Below are 19,540 nucleotides of genomic sequence, written 5' to 3'. Positions count from 1 at the left end.
TCAATGTTTGCAACTGTTCTTTATGTTGCCCTACTTTTTGGAAAGGGGCAATAGAACCTATTATTTTATTACTTCAACTATTCTGTTAGGGTATACATACCATAGATAACCTTTTACTCGGTGATGTCCCATACTTTTTAACAAGCCGATGTATTTTCTAACCTGTTCATGGTGTTCTACTTTCTGTTTACCGAATTTGAAGTCTACCACGATGGTTTCATTTTTTGAGTTTTGCATCACGCGGTCTGGACGGTATTCTGCCACTTTTCCATTTTCAACTGTCAGGATAGAACATTCATTTAGTATGGTCAGTTCCTTATCAAACCATTTTGCGACCTTTGGTGATTCAAGTCTTTTCCTGATCATCTCCTTTATTTTCTCTGGTGTGAGGTCTTGGTCGTATAAAAGTCCGTCTAACTCCAACTGTTTCAGGGCTCCATCAATATCATCAACCGTGCGGATTGTAGAAAAGAGGTTGTGCAAAATGGTACCCATTTTGATATAAAACTTCTGTTGTTCTTCAGTTTCGTCACGCTTTATAAAGTCACGGCTCTGGTTACTCTGTCTGAATTCTGGCATTTCAGGCGTAACATTTATTTTAATTTCTAAAGGTTGAGAATAGGCTGAGAGCACGTTTGTATCCTTCTTCTCGTTTGATTTCTTGGAAGAATCAGGTACATATATTTCATTATAGCAGAAAGATATGTCATCTGTTTTGGCATCAGAACCTATTCCTTTTAATTCCATCTTTACATCATTAGCTTCAAGTCGGCTGGCTACCTTGTCGAGTACAGATTCAATAATGGCAGAACGATATGCACTATTAGCTCGTTTGCCAATTACAATCAGATTGTGACTGGCACGTGTGAAGGCTACATAAAGCAGATTCAAATTGTCGACTATGTTTTGCAGATGTTCATGATTATAATCTGCTTCATATATACTTTGCTTCATCAGTTTAGCACTGAAATCTATAGGTACCAGTGGAAGCTCGTTGTATGGAGCTTCTTGCGGTGTGCACCAGATAGTGTTGGCTTTTTCTAGTTGCCAGTCACAGTAAGGCATGATAACATGATCGTATTCCAGTCCCTTACTCTTATGTATAGTAAGGAATCTGATACCTCCATCGCCATCGCTATGAATGCTTTTTTCGTGGATACGGTTATCCCATTCTTTCAGAAATCCAGTGATATCACTACTGTTATCTGTGAGATATTTACTTAAGCAATCATAAAAAGTACAGATGTAGGCAGTTTGCTTGATCATGTCTTTTATTTCGCCAAGTTTAAGTTCTGCAAAAAGGCGTTCTGTGAGATCGAACAGTGGCATTTCCAGATACTCAGAACGATTGGTCAAAAGTTGCTCCGGCATATTTCCAGCTACAGAATACGTGTCACAAAACTTGTTGAGAGTTGCTAATGCAATATTGTCATTTGGGTGTACCAGTATGTAGAGAGCGTTAACCAATGTGCATACTGCTTGGGAGGCATCCAGCCTGAATGCCTCATCTGAAACCAACGGATAGTCGGAATGGTTCATAAAATACTCAGCAATGTCCTGTATGTTACGGTTGCTTCTTACCAGGATTGCTATTTTGTTGCAAGGAACACCTCTTTCAACCAACTTGTCTACAGTGTCCAATGTTGTTTGCATCATTCTGTCTTCAATATTTTCACCGCCCAGGAGCTGAATACTGATAGAACCATTAGGAACAGAATGGTGGTCTGGTACTTGCTGGCAGACATCGCTATATGCGCTTTCCAGCTGTTTACATTCTTCAGGACATTTATCTTTCAGGTCTTCAATCTCCAATTTTACTGCTTCTGTGAAAAAAGCATTGTTAAACTCAATGATGTTTCTATCAGAGCGGTAGTTGGTACCCAAAGTTTCTATGCTTACTTCTTTCGCGCTTTTATTAAATTCTTTATCGATATTATTGAGCAGTCTCCAATCGCCGGATCGCCATCTGTAAATACTTTGTTTTACGTCACCAACAATGAGGTTACCTGCATCTTCTCTACTCATGGTTTCTTCGAGCAGCACTTTGAAGTTCTTCCATTGGATGGTGCTAGTATCTTGGAACTCGTCAATCATTATATGGTCGAGTTGAGTGCCAATCTTTTCAAAGATGAATGGCGAATCGCTATCCTTTATCAGTGAGTTGAGCAAGGTCTGAGTATCGCTCAAAAGGAAACGGTTCGCCTCTCTGTTCATCTCCCTGACTTTTTTATCTATGCTTCCCAAAAGGCGGAGCTGATTAAGATGCTTTATGGTCAGATCGGTACTTTTGAAGATTCGGGTGAGTCTTGGACGATTATCTTCTGCAAACAGCAGAATAGGGTAGAGTACCGATTCTACATAATTGAAGATATCAGTACAATTTTTCACGTCAGATTTCTTGACCCATGCTTCCGGACTTTCCAGACATTTACTGAACGTTGCATTATATAGATCATCATCTGTATATTTGCCATTTTTCAGCTTGTTGAAATAGCTCCAAATACCTCTCGTTTTTCCAGCTAAGTCTTCTGACGTAAATCCTTCTTCTTCAAGGGAATCGAAAAAAGTAGCAGCAATTTCTTTAAGCTGCTCTTTTGCCTTATTGCGCATTTTTTTCATTCGGTCGGTAAAATCCTTGAAGAAATCTTCTTGTTCCATCAATTCTGTCAGCTTGTCGGAATGAGCTTTGTAATAATCCTTGAATATGTTCTCACCGAATTTCTTGATCTGTCCTATGACATTCCAACTCTTATCATCATCAATATTTTCTTTGATATAATCCATAATCCAGAAAAGTAGACGATCGGTATCTTCAAGACTTTCTATAAGTTCATCAACGGCATGCTGTTCTATTTGATAGTCATTGAGTTCTATCCGTAAATTGGCAGTCAGATCAAGTTCACGTGCTAGATTTCTCAATACACTCTGAAAGAACGTATCGATGGTCATAACCCGGAAATAGTTATAATTATGTATGAGCAAATGCAGGGCAGATTCTGCATTTTTCTGAATTTGTTTGGATGAAAGATACGGTAAAGCCTGCTGTATTTGATTTACATAATCGTTAGCTTCTGGTAGTCCGTGTGCAATTTCGTATAATTTTCCTAAGATACGCATTTTCATTTCTTCAGTAGCTTTGTTGGTGAAGGTTACTGCAAGAATGGTTCTGTAGGAAGCAGGATTAGCTATCACGAGTGTCATATACTCGCGAGCCAAAGTAAATGTTTTACCTGATCCTGCACTTGCTTTATAAACAGTTAGTTGTGAACTCATATTTTGATTTTTTTATGATGTTATTGATATTGTGTCCTAGAAATCATGTTTTATCCATGCTTTTATGAATATTACCAATCTCTAAATAGTTCAAAACCGAAGCGACAGCCTATGCCATTAAACTTCGTGTTTTTGAAGGCTGCAAAGAATCCTAATGTAATAGCTCTTGTTGTTACTCCATATCCCCATTCTGTATATGGGTGTAAATGGTTTACAACAAGACTGCTTACATACAGACGCTCTGCTTCTATATATTTCCCAATCAGGGGGAGCCATGCAGTTGCAATCATGGGAGCTTCATAAGTGAAATTTCCGCGAACGTAATAATCACTGGCATTATACCATTGGGATGGCAGTAATTCGAATTCTCCACTCCAGCTATCATTCCAGCCACCAGGAATATTGTTGTCATGGAAATTGGTATAGTCAACGAAGTCCCAATGATCACCTTTGCGGGTATAAAAACCTGCTCCTAATCTAACAGAATATGATTGACGGCGTGACGCTTGAAAAATAGTTTGTGCATCTGCTTCAACCCGTTCGTAGTCTATGTTTGAACCTAGTAGGTTTTTCCATCCCTTTTCATAGTCTATTTTAAAGATGGAGCCTTTCTTACCCCATGGTAAGAGTTCTAAAGCTACAGCTGGTGCTACTGACACATATTTGCTTGGGTAATTAAACAGTTTATAGAAACTTTCTACTACAGCTTTTCGTTGATGTGAAACTAAACCTACTTCAAAACCGACATAGTCGTTGAAACTCCAGTGGTTAGTAAGACGAAGATAATCATCTTTAAACTCTGTCAGTTTCCTGTTATTAGCATCAATATCTGTTGAGATTTCCGGTAATGACAATCCTGGATATTCTGAGAATAGTGGATATAGAAAATCGTTATCTTCAGGTTTGCTGATGCCTAACATCTTTCGTGCGACACGATTATTCGATATTCTATTGCCGTTACCGATTTCTAACTTCAGATATCCATTGTGCTTCGGGTTATAGTTGAATGTCAATGGTATATTGAAATAAAATCTGTGTTGTTTCATACTGTAACCTCCTTTAAAGCGAAGCCCCAATTCCAGATTTTCTGTAAACCTGTAGCCTCCCTTCAGGTCAAACTTGTATACAATTCCTTTTCGCTCGGAGTATCCCATATAGAGTGGGTTGAGAATAGGACTGATACGGAAGTAGCCTTGGTTTTGCTTTCCGAAGCCTTGGGAAATCCTGTTTAATACATTGTCACCGATAACATCCCAAAGTATGTCTTTTGCAAAGTTTTTCTCTGGTATGATGTTATTTAAGGAATCTGTTATTTGTTTCCTTTTTTCGTAGAATTTTCTGTATATGTCAGCCTCATCTTGGTTTAACTCAATTGGGCGCACTTTTGCCATTAATGCAGTATCGGCTACATTATTGAGTGAATCACTTAATATTTTCGGCAGTCCGTATACAGTTGTATACATGCCCGTTATCTTGTTACCCATAAAACTGAAGTTGGCTCTCATGCTGCATCTTGCAGGAGAAAGTGAACCAAATCCGTCTTTACCCATAATAATAGAGATATAGAAACGGGTCATATCATATTCGCCCTCAAAGTCTACCATGCTTATCTTTCCGCTTTGGGAATCAACAATGGCACGTGCTTCAATAACTTGGGTGTTTTTGAGACGTGGATATACGTAGACTTGTGCTTTGCCGAATGGTAATTGGGTGACGGCATATTTATAATATCTGCGATTCTTATAGTGGAAAGGAGAAAGAATATTAGTTTCGAAAAGTGTTTCTCCATATACCGTTGGAGTCATGTATTTCAAAACTGATGACAATGTGTTGCTTCTATGCGGAATGGTGCTTATGTTCAGCAAACGCTTGGCAACTGGTCTGCCATTTGCGTCTAGCGTCATTTGGTTATAAAACTCGCTGATGAATCTTCTGCCACCGCCATGAGCCACCGCATACATTGTCGGTACTAGCATGAGCGTTGCATTACGTTTGTTTGTTTTGATTTGAAATTTAGTGTAGGCATAACTCTTGTGCTCAGCTCTACCTGTTGTGTCAACAGATTGTGAATATTTAAATACCAAACACATCACCGAGTCACTAAAGGCGTCTCTCGGTGACATTCTTCTTGCATGTGCTGCAAAAGCCATCATGCAGAAGATAATCGTCAAAATGATGTGTGTTTGATATTTCTTCATCTATTATGAGTTAAGATGTTACTTGGCAGAAAAACTATTCCAAATATTTTGGACAGCAGCTTTCCTAACCAAGATATTTCATAAGGATTCCTATCTTCCCGGATTCTCTCAGTTTGGTGATGCTTTTTTCTCTTATTTGGCGAACTCGCTCACGGGTCAGCCCCATTTTATCACCAATTTCCTCGAGTCCCTTTTCGGTTTCCCCAATTCCGTAGCATGCGCAGATAATTTTCAGTTCGCGATCCTTGAGGCAAACTTTTAAAACCTGTCTTAGGTCTTGTGCCATACTTTCATGGTCAACCTGCTTGTCTGTTCTGGCATCGTCTCCGCTTGCCATTACATCTGCCATAGAGTTGTCATCGTCATCACTGAATGGAGCATCGATGCTTACATGATGACCACTGGCAGCCATGCTCTGAGAAATCTTGTCCTCGTCAACACCCGTTCTGGCTGCAAGTTCTTCAACGCTTGGACGACGTTGGTTTTCCTGCTCAAACTTATTAATTTCCTGGTTAACCTTGTTGAGTGATCCTACCTGGTTGAGAGGAAGTCGAACAATTCGGCTTTGCTCTGCTATTGCCTGTAAAATACTCTGACGAATCCACCATACAGCGTATGAGATAAATTTGAACCCTCGTGTTTCGTCGAAGCGTTCTGCAGCTTTGATGAGTCCGATGTTTCCTTCGTCAATCAAGTCTGTCAAGGTGAGTCCCTGGTGCTGATATTGTTTTGCTACCGACACCACAAAACGTAAGTTGGCTTCAATCAACTTATTTTTTGCTCTTTCGCCAGCTCTACCTCCCTTGCGGATAGCTTGAGCCAATTCTATTTCTTCATCAATAGAAACCATAGGGGCTCTACCTATCTCTACAAGATATTTGTCGAGGGCTTCACTATTACGATTGGTTATACTCTTTTGTATCTTAAGCTGTCTCATTATCTTTCCTCTTAGTTACACATTGCACAATTGGCGCAAAGATAATAAAAATATTGATACACGACTAGAATTATAACTTACTTTAACGTAATTAACCTAACTTACTCATTTAAAGGTTATTTTACGGTCTTGTTCTTAACAAAACTTTGAAAAGCGTCATCGTATCCGTTAAACACGTTGATGTCTACCTCTCCATGTATTCCTGCTACTCTTCCGTCGGGGCAGAGTTGCCAATATACCAATCGGATGTCTGGTTTATACTCTCCATATCGTGCAATCCAAACCTGGTAGTTATGTTTCAGATCGGGAGCCTGTGGCAGATAGCGATTTACGAAAGTTTGGCTGATGTAAAGAATAGGCTTAACACCAGTTGCTCTTTCTACAATTCTAAGCCAAGTTCTAATGCGTGCAAACAATACTCCAGCCCCTCCCATTTTCTTGATTTGACTAGGAAGCGGTTCAACATCAAGAACTGGAGGAAAATCGCCTTTCCTAATGATACTGTGTTTCAGAAAGTGTCGTGCTTGTTCGGCAGCAGGTGTTATGGTGGTAAAGAAGTGATAGGTTCCAACCTTGTAACCATGTGCTTTTGCATCACGATAATCTTTTCTATAATAAGGATTTAACAGCGATTTACCTTCTGTACTCTTGATATAGATGAAGCGAATCGGGAAGTTTACTGTTCCTGACACTGTCTTTTTGCTGAGGCGGCCAAGATGTGTAATGCGTAAACGGTTCCAATTGATAGCATATTTTTTTCTGCCTTTTCCATGCTGGTATTTGCTCAGGTCTATGCCATAAATACGTTCCGATGTATATACGAGTCTTTCGCCTTTATAGCGGTCATTTTTCCATTCGCCTATTCGTAATGGCTTCTTGGGAGCAATGCTGAATCCGAATCCTTCACGTTTCCCGTTTTTCCAGTAACCTTCATAATAGGTTCCATCGTATCCTTGCCAGCATCCATGACCGTTTGGTTGATAGATACTGTCGGTTGTACCCCGATAATATCCTAGAGAATCAGGTAAGAGGGTGTAATCAATAGAGCGTCGAAGTGTGACTCCATGAGCTGTTGCTAAAGATGCTGCAAGTTGAGGTGAAATAGCTTTAACCCCTTTAGGAGTTGTTTCTGAGGAAAGTTGGAATATGCGGCTTCCTTGTGCAGTTTCTCCATTCATTGCTTTGATGAGTTTGCATGCCTGACTCTTCCATTTTCCGTTCTCGTCTCTATAATAGGCTTGATATGAAATGGAGCGTTTCAACTTGAAATGTCCCTTTTTCTGTACATGTTTCAGGGAATCAATCAGTTTCTTGGCAGAATCGCGTAGTTCCAGTTCGTGTTGGGTATAAGCGCAAATAGAGTTGTAGCCTGCATCCAGGACAGAATGAGAGTGGATATAATAGTTCAGTTCTCCCACTTTCCATTTGGAGTCTCTATACAAACTGTCTAAAGAATCAACTTTCTCTTTAAAGATGCTATCCGCATCTTTGCCAAGATAGTGAGTCCGGCTGATGCTGTTGTTGTAGCAGGCGGCAAGTCTTCCTTCACATGAAGGAATCAACGCCCAACGATTCATAAAGTTGGCAGCCAGTGTCGTAGTGTCTTCGTCGAACCGGAGTATTGTTTTTCCATTTTGAATTAATTCATAGTGACTGTATACTTTTATGTTTGCTTTTGCCTTGTTCACTCTATCACTTGATGGGTTCAGACAATAATAGCTCCATGTGCTGGCGGCAGCCAGCAGAATGAGAACTAAACTTGTGATATATAATATTTTCTTTTTCATTTGATGATGACCTCCAAAATTTTCTTGGTGGTTTCAGTAATCTTTGTTTTTTCAGACGTACGTTCGCCGATAAGCCAGATGATTTCCCCTTTACTATCAGTTAATACATGCTGTGTCTTCTTTTGTATATAGTCAAATTTCCTATCGGTCATATAGTCACTCAACAGTTTGCTACCCTTCATGCCGAAAGGTTGAAATCTATCGCCTTCTTTTACCAGTCGGTAGGTGAGGGGGAAACTGACTTTTTCCGCATCCAAAGTGATACATTGCGATTCTTTGCTTGGCATGAAGTCACCCATATGCGAGAAGATTCTTATCTTGATTTGGGTTCCTTCGTCCATGTTGTAAATGCCTTCTTCTGGCAGTCGGAACGCTCTTTGCTCCTGAATGTTATTCAAGTCTTTTATGTTAGAAATCAACAGCTGTTCTCTGTCGATGACTATCATATAGTCTTCGTTTTTCCAAATTTTACCGACACCACGATCCTGACTGAAGAGGCTTTCACAGATGTCATCAATGATATTGCCATGAAAACCATATCTGCCTAATTCTTTATGGAGTATGAATTCCGGACTTGGAGCATTCATGACAGATACTTTAGGGATATATATAACTTTCCTATAAGAGTCGGTTGTACTGATGCTATCCATGCTCTCAAGTATACTTTTCGCTTGGCGTATGTATTTGGCAGTGAGAGCGATATTTTCACTTGCTGCCGGGTTGATACTTTCTAAAAGAGGTACTACATGATGGCGAATTTTATTTCTTAAAGCATCGTCTTCCAAATTTGTTGAATCTGTGACAAAATCTTGCTTTTTTTCTTTTAGGTATTGCAATATATCCTGTCGGCTGATGCAGAGAAGAGGGCGCAGAATATTTCCGTTTTTGGGGGCGATGCCTGCTAATCCGTCTACTCCAGATCCTCTTAACAGATTCAGAAGTAAAGTTTCTACATTGTCATCGCGATGATGGGCCACACAAATGCCTCCTGCATGCAAGTCTTTTACTAATTGGGCAAAATAGCTGTAGCGTAAGTTGCGTGCAGCCATTTCGATACTTACCTTGTGCAAATGGGCATAAGCATAAGTATCAAAATGGATTCGAGACAAACTGATTCCCTGTTGTTGGCACAGATTTACACAAAATTGCTCGTCTCTGTCACTCTCTTCGCCGCGAAGGTGAAAGTTACAGTGCGCAGCAGAAATGTTCAGTCCTATATTTTTCAAGATAAGCAATAGGGCAACGCTATCGGCACCTCCGGACAAGGCAACGATATATGGTGTTTGCCACTTGAACATACCATGGTGAATAATATATTTTTTGACGATATTTTCAATTTTGTTCATTCTGCGATACTTTAAAAGTATATGATGTTTCTTATTACTTTCTGTTTTTCAAAAAGTCTTCTGCCCGCTGCAAATCTTCTGGCGTGTCGATGCCTACAGTTTCTACATCTGTAGTACCAACTTTTATCTTGTAGCCATTCTGCAGCCATCGAAGTTGTTCCAGGCTCTCTGCTATTTCTAGTGAGCTTTGTGGCAGTTTGGTTACCTCTTTTAAAACTTCTTTGCGGTAAGCATAGATGCCCAAATGTTTCAGATAAGGAAAACTCTTGAGCCATTCTTCCTCTTCCTTTCCTCTTACGTATGGAATGATGCTGCGAGAGAAATACATAGCAAAGCCTTGATTGTCTACAACAATCTTTGGACTATTAGGATTTTTTACAGCTTCCATACTGGTAAAAGCTTTTCCTAAAGTGGCAATTTGGGTTGTTGGGTCATCAAAACACTGGCAGATGGTTTCCAATTGACTCTTGTCTACAAAAGGTTCATCTCCTTGAACATTGACAATGACATCCCAGTCTCCACCAATTTTTTCGATAGCTTCTTCTATGCGGTCAGTACCGCTCTTATGATTCTTGCGCGTCATAACAGCTTTACCGCCAAATGCTTCTACAGCATTGAATATTCGCTCATCATCTGTTGCAACATAGGCTGCTTCTAGACAAGCTGCTACTTTCTCATAAACATGCTGTATTACTGGTTTGCCACCTAACATGGCAAGTGGCTTTCCCGGGAAACGTGTTGATGCGTATCTTGCTGGAATAATTCCTATAAATTTCATAATCTTCTATATTTAAACCTGTTTACTATTCAATTCATGCGATTCGTTTAACTTCAAATAAAAAAGTTGCACTTCCGCAGACGCAAAAGTACAACTTTATTTTGTATTCACCAAAAAACTTTTTGTTTTTTTGAAAAACCTCAGAGAATATTTAATGTTCTCCCATTTTTTTATTCGTATCTGATAGCCTCGATAGGGTCGAGCCTTGCTGCCTTCTTTGCAGGATACCATCCAAAGAAAACGCCAGTAAATGTACAGACTGCAAAACTCATAATAATGCTCCAAGGCTCTATTTGGGTGGCTATATGGAAGAAATAGTTAAGACTGAGCGATAAACTAACTCCCAATATCACTCCTATAATACCGCCAGTTACAGAAAGTAAGATAGCTTCTATCAGAAACTGGTTCAAAATATCAATACCTCGTGCGCCTACACTCATTCGAAGACCTATTTCGCGGGTGCGTTCTGTTACAGATACATACATGATGTTCATGATTCCGATGCCGCCTACCAGCAGCGAGATTCCTGCCACGGATCCGAGCAGGATGGTGATTGTAGACATGGTAGAATTCATCATGCTTGAAATTTCCTCTTGAGAGCGGATATTGAAGTCATCTTCATCTGCTTCAGTAGTATCTGTTGCGTCTTTCAATTTGTGGTTGCGTCGCAATATTTCTGTAATCTGATCTTGGGCAGGTTGAGAAGCCTCTTCGGTGATAGCTGAACAGACGATGCCTCCTAAATAGGTTTGTGCCATAATTCGCTTCATTACTGTTGTATAGGGGGCAAGTACCAAATCATCCTGGTCCATACCCATACTATTGTAACCTTTCTTCTTCAAGACACCGATTACTCTGAATGGAATGCTGTTAAATCGCACAACCTTACCGATAGGATCACTGCCATCAGGGAAAAGATAGTCAACTACTGTCTGTCCCAAAATACAAACTTTAGATGCAGCCTTAATGTCTGTATCAGTAAACATTTCTCCATCTGCCACTTTCAGTTGTCGGATGGAAAGATAGTCTTGGTTTACACCATAAATGGAACTTTGGGTGTTGTTGTTTCCGTAGATCCACTGTCCGGAACTGTTTACAGTAGGAGAAATAGCTGAGATATAATTACATTCGTCTTTGATGCTCTGATAGTCGGCTTGCTTCAGCGTCTCCATTGACGAAGCATCCTGTCTCACACCGCCACGCATGTCTGCACCTGGTGAAATCATAATCATGTTTGATCCCATCTCTGCTATGTTTGCCTTGATGCTGGCTTTACTTCCTTGTCCGATGGCAAGCATGGTAATAACCGCAGCAATACCGATGATGATGCCCAATGCGGTAAGGAAAGAGCGCATTTTGTTGGCAGCAATGGCGCGGATGGCTATTTTGAAAAGATTCTGATAATTCATTTTACTTGTTGTAATGTTAAATGGTAAATGTTAAGTGTTAAGTGAAAACTTCGTTTGCTATTGGATGCTAAGTAATTTAACATTCAACATTTAACACTTAACATTGAAAACTTATTCGTCCGTGTTGGCAGGCAAGGCTGCCAGACCTTCGGCTGCCGAGAGAATATGTTCGTTATAGGTGTCGCTGATGATGTGACCATCACGCAGTTCGATATTACGACTCGAATAATTTGCAATGTCTGGGTTGTGGGTAACGAAGATGATGGTTCTTCCTTCAGCATAAAGTTTCTGGAAGAGTACCAGAATCTCGAAACTGGTTCTGGTGTCGAGATTACCCGTTGCTTCATCAGCAAGTATCACAGCGGGGTTGTTGACCAACGCACGAGCTATTGCTACTCGCTGCATCTGTCCTCCAGACATCTGATTACTCTTATGATAGAGACGTTCTCCTAAACCAACAGCTTTCAGCGATTCGATAGCACGTTGCTTTCGTTCTTCTGCGCTTACGTTCGGGTTGTACATCAGTGGAAGTTCTACATTTTCTACACTTGTAGTCTTCGGTAGAAGATTGTAGTTCTGGAAGATGAATCCAATCTTTCGGTTTCTAAGAATGGCGCGATCATTACGTGACATCTTTCGTACGCTTACTCCATCCAGATAGTATTCGCCACAGGATGGGGTATCAAGACAACCTAGCTGGTTCAGCAGGGTAGATTTACCTGATCCTGATTTACCCATGATGGTAACAAACTCACCTTCGTATATTTTATTAAAGCTTACACCTTTTAGGGCGTGGACAGTTTCCTCACCCACAAGAAAGTCGCGACGAACATTGTCGAGTTCTATCACCACTTTCTTTTCGCTGTTTACTTGAATATTGTCGTTTGCCATACTCTTATTTTTTATTTTTTCTTTCCTCTAGGTCCAGGACCGCTAATCAAACCTTGACTTTGTTGAGGCTCCTCATTCTCTTCAGGGGTATTAACTATGATTTCTGTTACAATCTTTTGTCCCTTCTTCAAACCCTTGATAATTTCAGTATGTATACCGTCGCTCTGACCGATGGTTACAGAATGAGCTGTAAGGGTATTGTTAGCAAGAGTCCAAACTTTGTTTTTTCCTTTGCAGTCAACAATCTTGATATTCTTTCCTACAGTTTCCTTGGTTGGAGTAAAGCGGAGTGCTTTGTTGGCAACGGCAAGAATACCAGCTCGTTCTTGTGTAAAGATGGTAACATTTGCAGTCAGTCCTGGTTTTAACTTGAGATCTGCGTTGGGTGCAGAGATGACAACCTCGTAAGTGACTACATTGTTTGTTGTAGTAGCTTCCAGACGAACCTGTTTCACTGTTCCCTGGAATACATCGTCAGGATAAGCATCTACTGTAAAATTGACGCGGTCGCCTTCTTTTACACCGCCTATATCAGCCTCGTCAACATTTGCAATCACCTGCATGTTGGTCAGATCTTTAGCGATAGTAAAGAGCTCTGGAGTGTTGAAGCTTGCTGCTACGGTCTGTCCTTCCTCTACGCTTTTTGATATGACAGTTCCATCTATTGGGGATGTAATTGTAGCATAGCTCAGGTTGGTTTGGGCTTTCTGTACATTTTCCTTGGCCGAAGCTACTTGCTCTTTCGCCTGGCGATAGGTGAGAAGCGCATTTTCATAATCGTCAGCACTTACCAAACCTTTCTTATAGAGGGTCTGGTAGCGGCTCATGTTTGCACTCTGATAGTTCAAACTGCTTTGTGCACTTGCCAGGTTAGCTTTGGCAGTATTCAACTCGCTCATCAGGTTGGTTTTGTCGAGCTCAGCTATGACTTCACCTTTTTTTACCTGCGAATTGTAATCAACATAAAGTTTGTTTACAATACCACTCACCTGTGTACCAACCGTTACAGAAGTTACCGCTTCAATAGTACCGGTTGCAGTTACACTATTCTGCAATGTTTGTGTGGTTACAGCTTCCTGCTTGAAGTCTATTTGCTCTTCGTTTTTACTTCCAGAGAACAGCCATGCTGCCACAGCTACGATGATTATCACAATCATGGCAATCCAGATTTTGCTGATTCTAAGTTTTTTCATAAAAATGTATGTATACCTATTAATGATTTGCAATATGTTTTCGGATGTTAATACCAATCTTTCTCTTTAGATTCTACCGTTTTGGTAGAATTTCAACATGTTGATATTCAGAATGGTAAGATACTTTGCCTGAAGCTCGTTCTGCTTAGCCTTCAGAAGATTATCTTTGCCAGTTCTCAATTCTACGATGTTCTTTAATCCCAGTTTAAACTGCTCACTTAACAGATCGTAGCTTGTTTGGGCACTCTCGCTGCTCACCTTGGCAGCCTTAAACTGGCTTTGGTTTGTATTAGCCTGCAACCAATAGTTTTCGATAGTAGAGTAGAGCTTAGTTTGCTCATTCTTTATATCGAGCAAGATGCTTTCACGCTGAATGAGTGCTTTATTGACAGAAGTCTTGGTCTGTCGGTTATCAAAGAGAGGAATACTGACACCGATTCCACCACCCATGCTGAAGTTGGTTTTCATCTGACTGCCCCAACCGTTTTTGTTCATGGATGTGGTGCTGGTCGTAGCTCCTGCATTTGCGCTGATGGTTGGCAACTTTCCAGCCTTTGCAATCTTGATGTTCAGATCGTTCTGGTCGAGTTTGTTTTGATAGCTCAAAAACTCAGGGCGATTCTGAAGCGCAGCAGTATAGACACTGTTCATTCCTGGGATAGAGGCCAGAGCCATCTGGTCAGTTGTGCTTGGAATAGCGATGTCGAAAGCTTCTTCACTGGTAATCTGCAGGAGTTCCTTCAACTGTCGTTTATAGTTTTTAACGTTACTTTCAGCCTGCACGATGTTAAACTCATCTTGTGCTCTCTGTGCTGTAAGTTGTGCTAAGTCAGCTTGGCTCATCTTGCCAATTTTTACCATTTCCTTACCACGCTCTTCGTTTTGAACACTCGACTGATAACTTTCTTTGTTTACGTTGATAGCCTCTGTAGAGTAGAGTATCTGTACGTAAAGTTGAGCTATCTGTTCTTGCAGGTTGAGGGCTTGTGCTGTCGAATCGAGTTGTGCCGCTTCCTTTGCCAGCTTGTTCAGTTTCACCTGATTTCTGTTTTTGTTTCCGTTCCAAATCGTGTAATTGCCCATCACGCTATAGCTGCCATTGTAATATACCTTGTCGATGGAAGCTTTGCTGAAACCTTCTCCGCTGATTCCATTAGAAACCCAAGGCGTATAGTTTACACTTTGATTGGTGCTGGCAGAGAGCGATGGCAGAAGCGCTGACTTAGATTGCAGATAGTCCTCCTGAGCTGAAGCTTTTGTGAGTTGAGTCTTCTGCAGTTGAATGTTGTTAGCCAGTGCGTAACTGATACAATCCTGCAGTGACCATTGCTTAGCTTGTACAGCGATAGGAGCCGACATGATGAACAGCGCTACCGCCATGTTTTTAAAACTTGCGTTCATACTCTTTTTACTTTTTGTTTTCATCTTTACAGATCTCTTTGCATCTGTTCTGATTAAATGTGGATTAATGTTCTTACTTTCCATAATTGCAAATCTTAATAGGATACATCATTTTTAGCTTTGACGTAAGCGTCGCCTATAAAGTTGCAACTGATATGTGTTTTTGATTAAAAACGTGATGATAGGTTTAATATTCTCATTTATCTTTAACAATCCTTTTCATAGTGAAAGATTTCTTTTGCTTTTCCACATTAATTTATTTATATTTCTCAAAAAAATGTTTCTTCTTTCGTTATCTTCGCTGAAATTGTGTAACTTTGCAGAAAAATTTTAAGAAAGGAATAAAATAAATGCCGTTAAGATTACCAGATAAGCTTCCAGCTATCGAACTGCTGAAGCATGAGAATATATTCGTGATGGACGAAAGTCGTGCGCATAAACAGGAGATTCGTCCGTTGAAAATCTGTGTGCTCAATTTGATGCCCCTCAAGATTACGACAGAGACAGATCTCGTTCGTCTTCTGTCGAATACTCCTCTTCAGTTAGAGGTTTATTTTATGAAGTTGAAAAGTCACACGCCAAAGAATACTCCAATAGAGCACATGATGATGTTCTACAAGGATTTTCAGGAACTTTCCAAACAGAAGTTTGATGGAATGATAGTTACCGGTGCTCCTATCGAAACGATGGCTTATGAGGAGGTAGAATATTGGCCTGAAATCCAAGAGATTTTTGATTGGGCCCGTACCCATGTTACTTCAACACTCTATATCTGCTGGGGTGCTCAGGCTGGTCTTTATCATTTCTATGGTGTTCCTAAGTATCCTTTAGAGAAGAAGATGTTTGGTATTTTTAAGCAGAAGCCTCTCGATTTGTCTCAGCCAATCTTCCGCGGTTTCGATGATATCTTTAATATGCCTCATAGTCGCCATACGGAGGTAAGACGTGAGGATATCGAAAAAGTGCCAGGACTTGACATCATTGCCGAATCGCCTGAAAGCGGTGTCAGCATTGTGATGGCCAGAAATGGTCGCGAATTCTTTGTGACGGGTCATCTTGAGTATGCGCCAAACACGCTGGATAAGGAATATAAGCGTGATATGGGCAAGCGTGATGATGTAGAACTGCCAAAAAATTATTATTATCATGACGATCCGAACGAAGAACCTTTGGTTACATGGCGTGCTCATGCCAACCTCTTCTATAGTAATTGGATCAACTATTATGTTTATCAGGAGACTCCTTACAATATTGACGAAATCAGTTAATTTGAAGGAGTTGGATGATTTCGAGAATGATTTCTTATGCAAACATTAGAATTATTGGCGCCTGCCAAGAACTTGGAATGTGGTATTGCTGCCATTGATCATGGTGCAGATGCCGTATATATAGGTGCACCTCGTTTTGGTGCACGAGCAGCAGCAGGCAATTCGCTGGAAGATATCAGACAGTTGTGTGATTATGCTCATCAGTTTGGAGCAAAGGTTCATGTTACAGTGAATACTATCATCTATCAGGATGAGATGTTGGATACGCTTAAGATGATCCAGCAACTTGATGAGATTGGTGTTGATGCACTTTTGCTGCAGGATATGGGTGTGCTTACTGAGGTGAGGGCGCAGAATTTATGGAGTAGAGAATTGCATTCCAGTACCCAGTGTGATGTAAGAACTCCAGAAAAGGCGTTTTGGCTTACCACGTTAGGTTTCAAACGTGTTGTTCTGGCTCGTGAGCTTTCGCTCGATGAAATCAAGGCGATCCATCAGGCGATTCCTGATAGAGAAATAGAGGTCTTTGTACATGGAGCGCTCTGCGTAAGCTATTCGGGTGTATGTTATGCTTCTGAGAAGTGTTTCGGGCGCTCTGCCAATCGTGGAGAATGTGCACAGTTTTGTCGTATGAAGTTTGATCTGCTCGATTCCAATGGTCAGGAGATTGAACATCAGCGTTATCTGTTGTCGCTCAAGGATCTTTGTCAGCTTGATCATCTCAAGGATCTTGCTGATGCTGGAGCTACTTCGTTCAAGATAGAAGGAAGATTAAAAGATATCAACTACGTCAAGAATGTGGTGGCTGCCTATAGCAGACAACTCGATGCAATCGTAAAAGCTGAACCGCGTAAGTATCGCCGTGCATCGGTGGGACATGTTCAATATAATTTTACACCTAATCTGAAGAAGACTTTCAATCGTGGCTTTACCCATTATTTCCTGAATGGGCGCCAGCCGGATATTGCTTCTTTCGATACACCGAAAGCTATCGGCGAGTTTGTGGGAAAGGTTAAGGAAATACGTGGCAACATTTCTTTCAACGTAGCCACAGTAGCCAGCTTTAAAAATGGCGATGGACTGTGTTTTATCAATGATGACCGTGAGTTGGAAGGCTTTCGTGTGAACAGAGTAGAGGGCAATCGCCTCTATCCGTTTGGAATGCCTGAACATTTGCGTCCGGGCATGGCTCTTTATCGTAATAACGATCGGGCTTTCGAGGCTTTGCTGGCTCGTAAGTCTGCTGAGCGTAAAATCTATATTGTCATAGCAATGGAGCCTGTGATGGGCAATGAGTTCAGGGAAGAGCCACAGGGGGTAAAGGCTGTTGTCAGCATCATGAAGACGATAGAGGCTGATGGAGGCTTGATTTATCAGGTGGCTGAGGTGTTTAAAGAATTGAAACTCGAAAAGGCGAAACGCCCGCAGGGCGAAAATATAAAGGCTCAGATGAGCAAACTGGGCGATACGATTTACGAAGCTTACCAGGTAGAACTTCTGAAGGGAATGGAGACATACTTCGTTCCGAACAGTATTCTCACTGCTATCCGGCGTGAATTGATAGATGAACTTACCAAGGCAAATCAGAAACAGCTTGATAAGTCGTTGTGGGGTGGATGGGATAGAACCTTGTTCAACAATGGTTTTGGATTCAGTCAGCCCGGTGAGCACCGACTTACAAAAGAGGAATTTACTTGGCAGCCGGAATACGGAAAATGGGGATATCTCTATAATATAGCTAACTATGATGCAAGAGATTTTTATCAGATTCATGGTCTGCCGTCAGTAGTTCCGGCATTTGAATTGGGTAAGAATATTCCTTCTGCATGGGATGCTAAGACCCAGGAAGAATATGATGAGAATATAGAAAAAGACAAGGCAAACCGAAGTATGCAACCTAAGTTTACCAACGAAAAGGGAGAATCGCTCCTGATGCAGTGCCGCCATTGTATCCGCTATTCGTTGGGCTACTGTGTGAAGCGTGGAGGCAAGAAACCATCCTGGAGAGAGCCTCTCTTCCTGCAGTTGGGCGACGGTCGCCGCTTCCGTCTGGAGTTTGCATGCAACGAATGTCAGATGAACTTATATAGTGAGAAATAAATGGAAAAGAAATGGACGATACAGATTCTTTGTATGCTGAGCATCCTCTTGATGTTCAGCAGTTGTTATCATCGCCGTGCTCATCACCAGATGCATGCAGCTATGGTAGAGTACAGTAATAAACAACTCGATTCCATTTCGTTTTCTACCACCCATCATTATACCAACAAATTCAATTTTCTGGTATTCAAGGATTCCCTGGAATTGATTGCACAACAGCCTGAAGAGTTTTTGAGCAATTTGCCTATCGACTCCTTTGCCGTCCGAAAGAACCGCCTGCTGGTGGTTACGGATATCCGTATGGTTCCTCAGGATTCCATAGATTCAGTTTGGGTGCAGTTGGCTACTGAAGATAATCAGTTTGGCTGGACCCGTGAGTCCCATCTGCTGCCGAAGGTTGTGCCCGATGATCCTATTTCAGAGTTCATTATGACCTTCAGCAATACTCACTTGCTCATCTTCATGGTTATCATTATTCTCATAGCTGTAGCCTATACAGTTCGTAAGATTTTCCATAGCAATGGTAAACTGGTTCACTTCAATGATATAGATTCCCCATATCCAACAGCGTTGGTGCTTATTGTTTCGATATCAGCAACCTTCTATGCCACCATTCAGCTGTTTTTGCCAGAAGTATGGCGTCATTTTTATTTTCATCCTACGCTCAATCCTTTTGCCGTACCGCCTATATTGGGCTTTTTCCTGGCTACAGTTTGGGCGATACTGATAGTAGGACTGGCTTGTGTTGACGAGGTGAAACACCGTTTGCCGGCAGGTGATGCAGTTCTGTATCTGGGTGGTTTAGTGGGTGTTTGCGCCATTGATTACATCATTTTCAGTGTTACTACCTTATATTATATAGGTTATTTACTGCTCGTAGCCTATATATGGTTTGCCATACGGGCTTATCTGTTTCCTCATAAATAAGGATAGGGGGTGCAGGAAAAAATATGTACCTT

At 41.0% G+C, this 19,540-nt stretch carries 13 protein-coding genes; 3 read left to right on the top strand and 10 right to left on the bottom strand.

The features are described from left to right. Positions 1–60: 60 nt before the first annotated feature. From DWV53_RS10130 to DWV53_RS10085, 10 genes are all read right to left on the bottom strand, one after another. Positions 61–3,273 carry a UvrD-helicase domain-containing protein gene (locus DWV53_RS10130; protein ID WP_118153382.1) on the bottom strand — a complete coding sequence of 1,071 codons (3,213 nt, stop codon included), beginning with the start codon at positions 3,271–3,273 and terminating at the stop codon, positions 61–63. A gap of 71 nt (positions 3,274–3,344) precedes the next feature. Then, positions 3,345–5,471 carry a DUF5686 family protein gene (locus DWV53_RS10125; RefSeq protein ID WP_147468771.1) on the bottom strand — a complete coding sequence of 709 codons (2,127 nt, stop codon included), beginning with the start codon at positions 5,469–5,471 and terminating at the stop codon, positions 3,345–3,347. Between the two features lie 64 nt (positions 5,472–5,535). Beyond that, positions 5,536–6,408, bottom strand: a complete 873-nt coding sequence (locus tag DWV53_RS10120) for a sigma-70 family RNA polymerase sigma factor (protein ID WP_006846722.1) — start codon at positions 6,406–6,408, stop codon at positions 5,536–5,538. Between the two features lie 116 nt (positions 6,409–6,524). Next, complete coding sequence (locus DWV53_RS16160; RefSeq protein ID WP_259318961.1) at positions 6,525–8,195, bottom strand: GH25 family lysozyme; 1,671 nt, start codon at positions 8,193–8,195, stop codon at positions 6,525–6,527. Beyond that, positions 8,192–9,541 carry a tRNA lysidine(34) synthetase TilS gene (gene tilS, locus DWV53_RS10110; RefSeq protein ID WP_118153376.1) on the bottom strand — a complete coding sequence of 450 codons (1,350 nt, stop codon included), beginning with the start codon at positions 9,539–9,541 and terminating at the stop codon, positions 8,192–8,194. Before tilS ends, DWV53_RS16160 begins: the two co-directional genes overlap by 4 nt. A 34-nt stretch (positions 9,542–9,575) precedes the next feature. Next, positions 9,576–10,319: a 3-deoxy-manno-octulosonate cytidylyltransferase gene (kdsB, locus tag DWV53_RS10105; protein ID WP_118153373.1), complete on the bottom strand. Its 744-nt coding sequence runs from the start codon at positions 10,317–10,319 to the stop codon at positions 9,576–9,578. Between the two features lie 170 nt (positions 10,320–10,489). Continuing rightward, complete coding sequence (locus tag DWV53_RS10100; RefSeq protein ID WP_118153370.1) at positions 10,490–11,728, bottom strand: ABC transporter permease; 1,239 nt, start codon at positions 11,726–11,728, stop codon at positions 10,490–10,492. 111 nt (positions 11,729–11,839) lie between these two features. After that, positions 11,840–12,619, bottom strand: coding sequence for an ABC transporter ATP-binding protein (locus DWV53_RS10095; RefSeq protein ID WP_118153367.1), 780 nt, complete (start codon positions 12,617–12,619; stop codon positions 11,840–11,842). 11 nt (positions 12,620–12,630) lie between these two features. Then, the gene (locus DWV53_RS10090; protein WP_118153364.1) at positions 12,631–13,812 is read right to left on the bottom strand and encodes an efflux RND transporter periplasmic adaptor subunit; all 1,182 of its coding nucleotides are present in this window, start codon (positions 13,810–13,812) and stop codon (positions 12,631–12,633) included. Between the two features lie 66 nt (positions 13,813–13,878). Next, positions 13,879–15,213, bottom strand: a complete 1,335-nt coding sequence (locus tag DWV53_RS10085) for a TolC family protein (RefSeq protein WP_118153409.1) — start codon at positions 15,211–15,213, stop codon at positions 13,879–13,881. 350 nt (positions 15,214–15,563) lie between these two features. On the opposite strand from DWV53_RS10085, the gene metA reads away from it, so the two are divergent. Genes metA through DWV53_RS10070 form a run of 3 tightly spaced genes read left to right on the top strand, consistent with a single transcriptional unit; the run spans position 15,564 to position 19,508 of the window. Then, entirely contained in the window at positions 15,564–16,481 is a 918-nt protein-coding gene (gene metA / locus DWV53_RS10080) for a homoserine O-acetyltransferase MetA (protein ID WP_118153361.1), read from the top strand. A gap of 36 nt (positions 16,482–16,517) precedes the next feature. Next, positions 16,518–18,581 (top strand): peptidase U32 family protein, encoded by a 2,064-nt coding sequence (locus tag DWV53_RS10075; protein ID WP_118153358.1) that lies wholly within the window; start codon positions 16,518–16,520, stop codon positions 18,579–18,581. Beyond that, on the top strand, positions 18,582–19,508 hold the full coding sequence (locus DWV53_RS10070; protein WP_118153355.1) for a zinc ribbon domain-containing protein: 927 nt from the start codon (positions 18,582–18,584) through the stop codon (positions 19,506–19,508). Positions 19,509–19,540 lie beyond the last annotated feature (32 nt).

Origin of the sequence: Segatella copri, from assembly GCF_003465495.1 — a bacterium.
Lineage (GTDB): Bacteria > Bacteroidota > Bacteroidia > Bacteroidales > Bacteroidaceae > Prevotella > Prevotella copri_G.
Note: the sequence above shows the minus strand (reverse complement) of the source record. Positions and strands in the feature narration are given on the sequence as shown.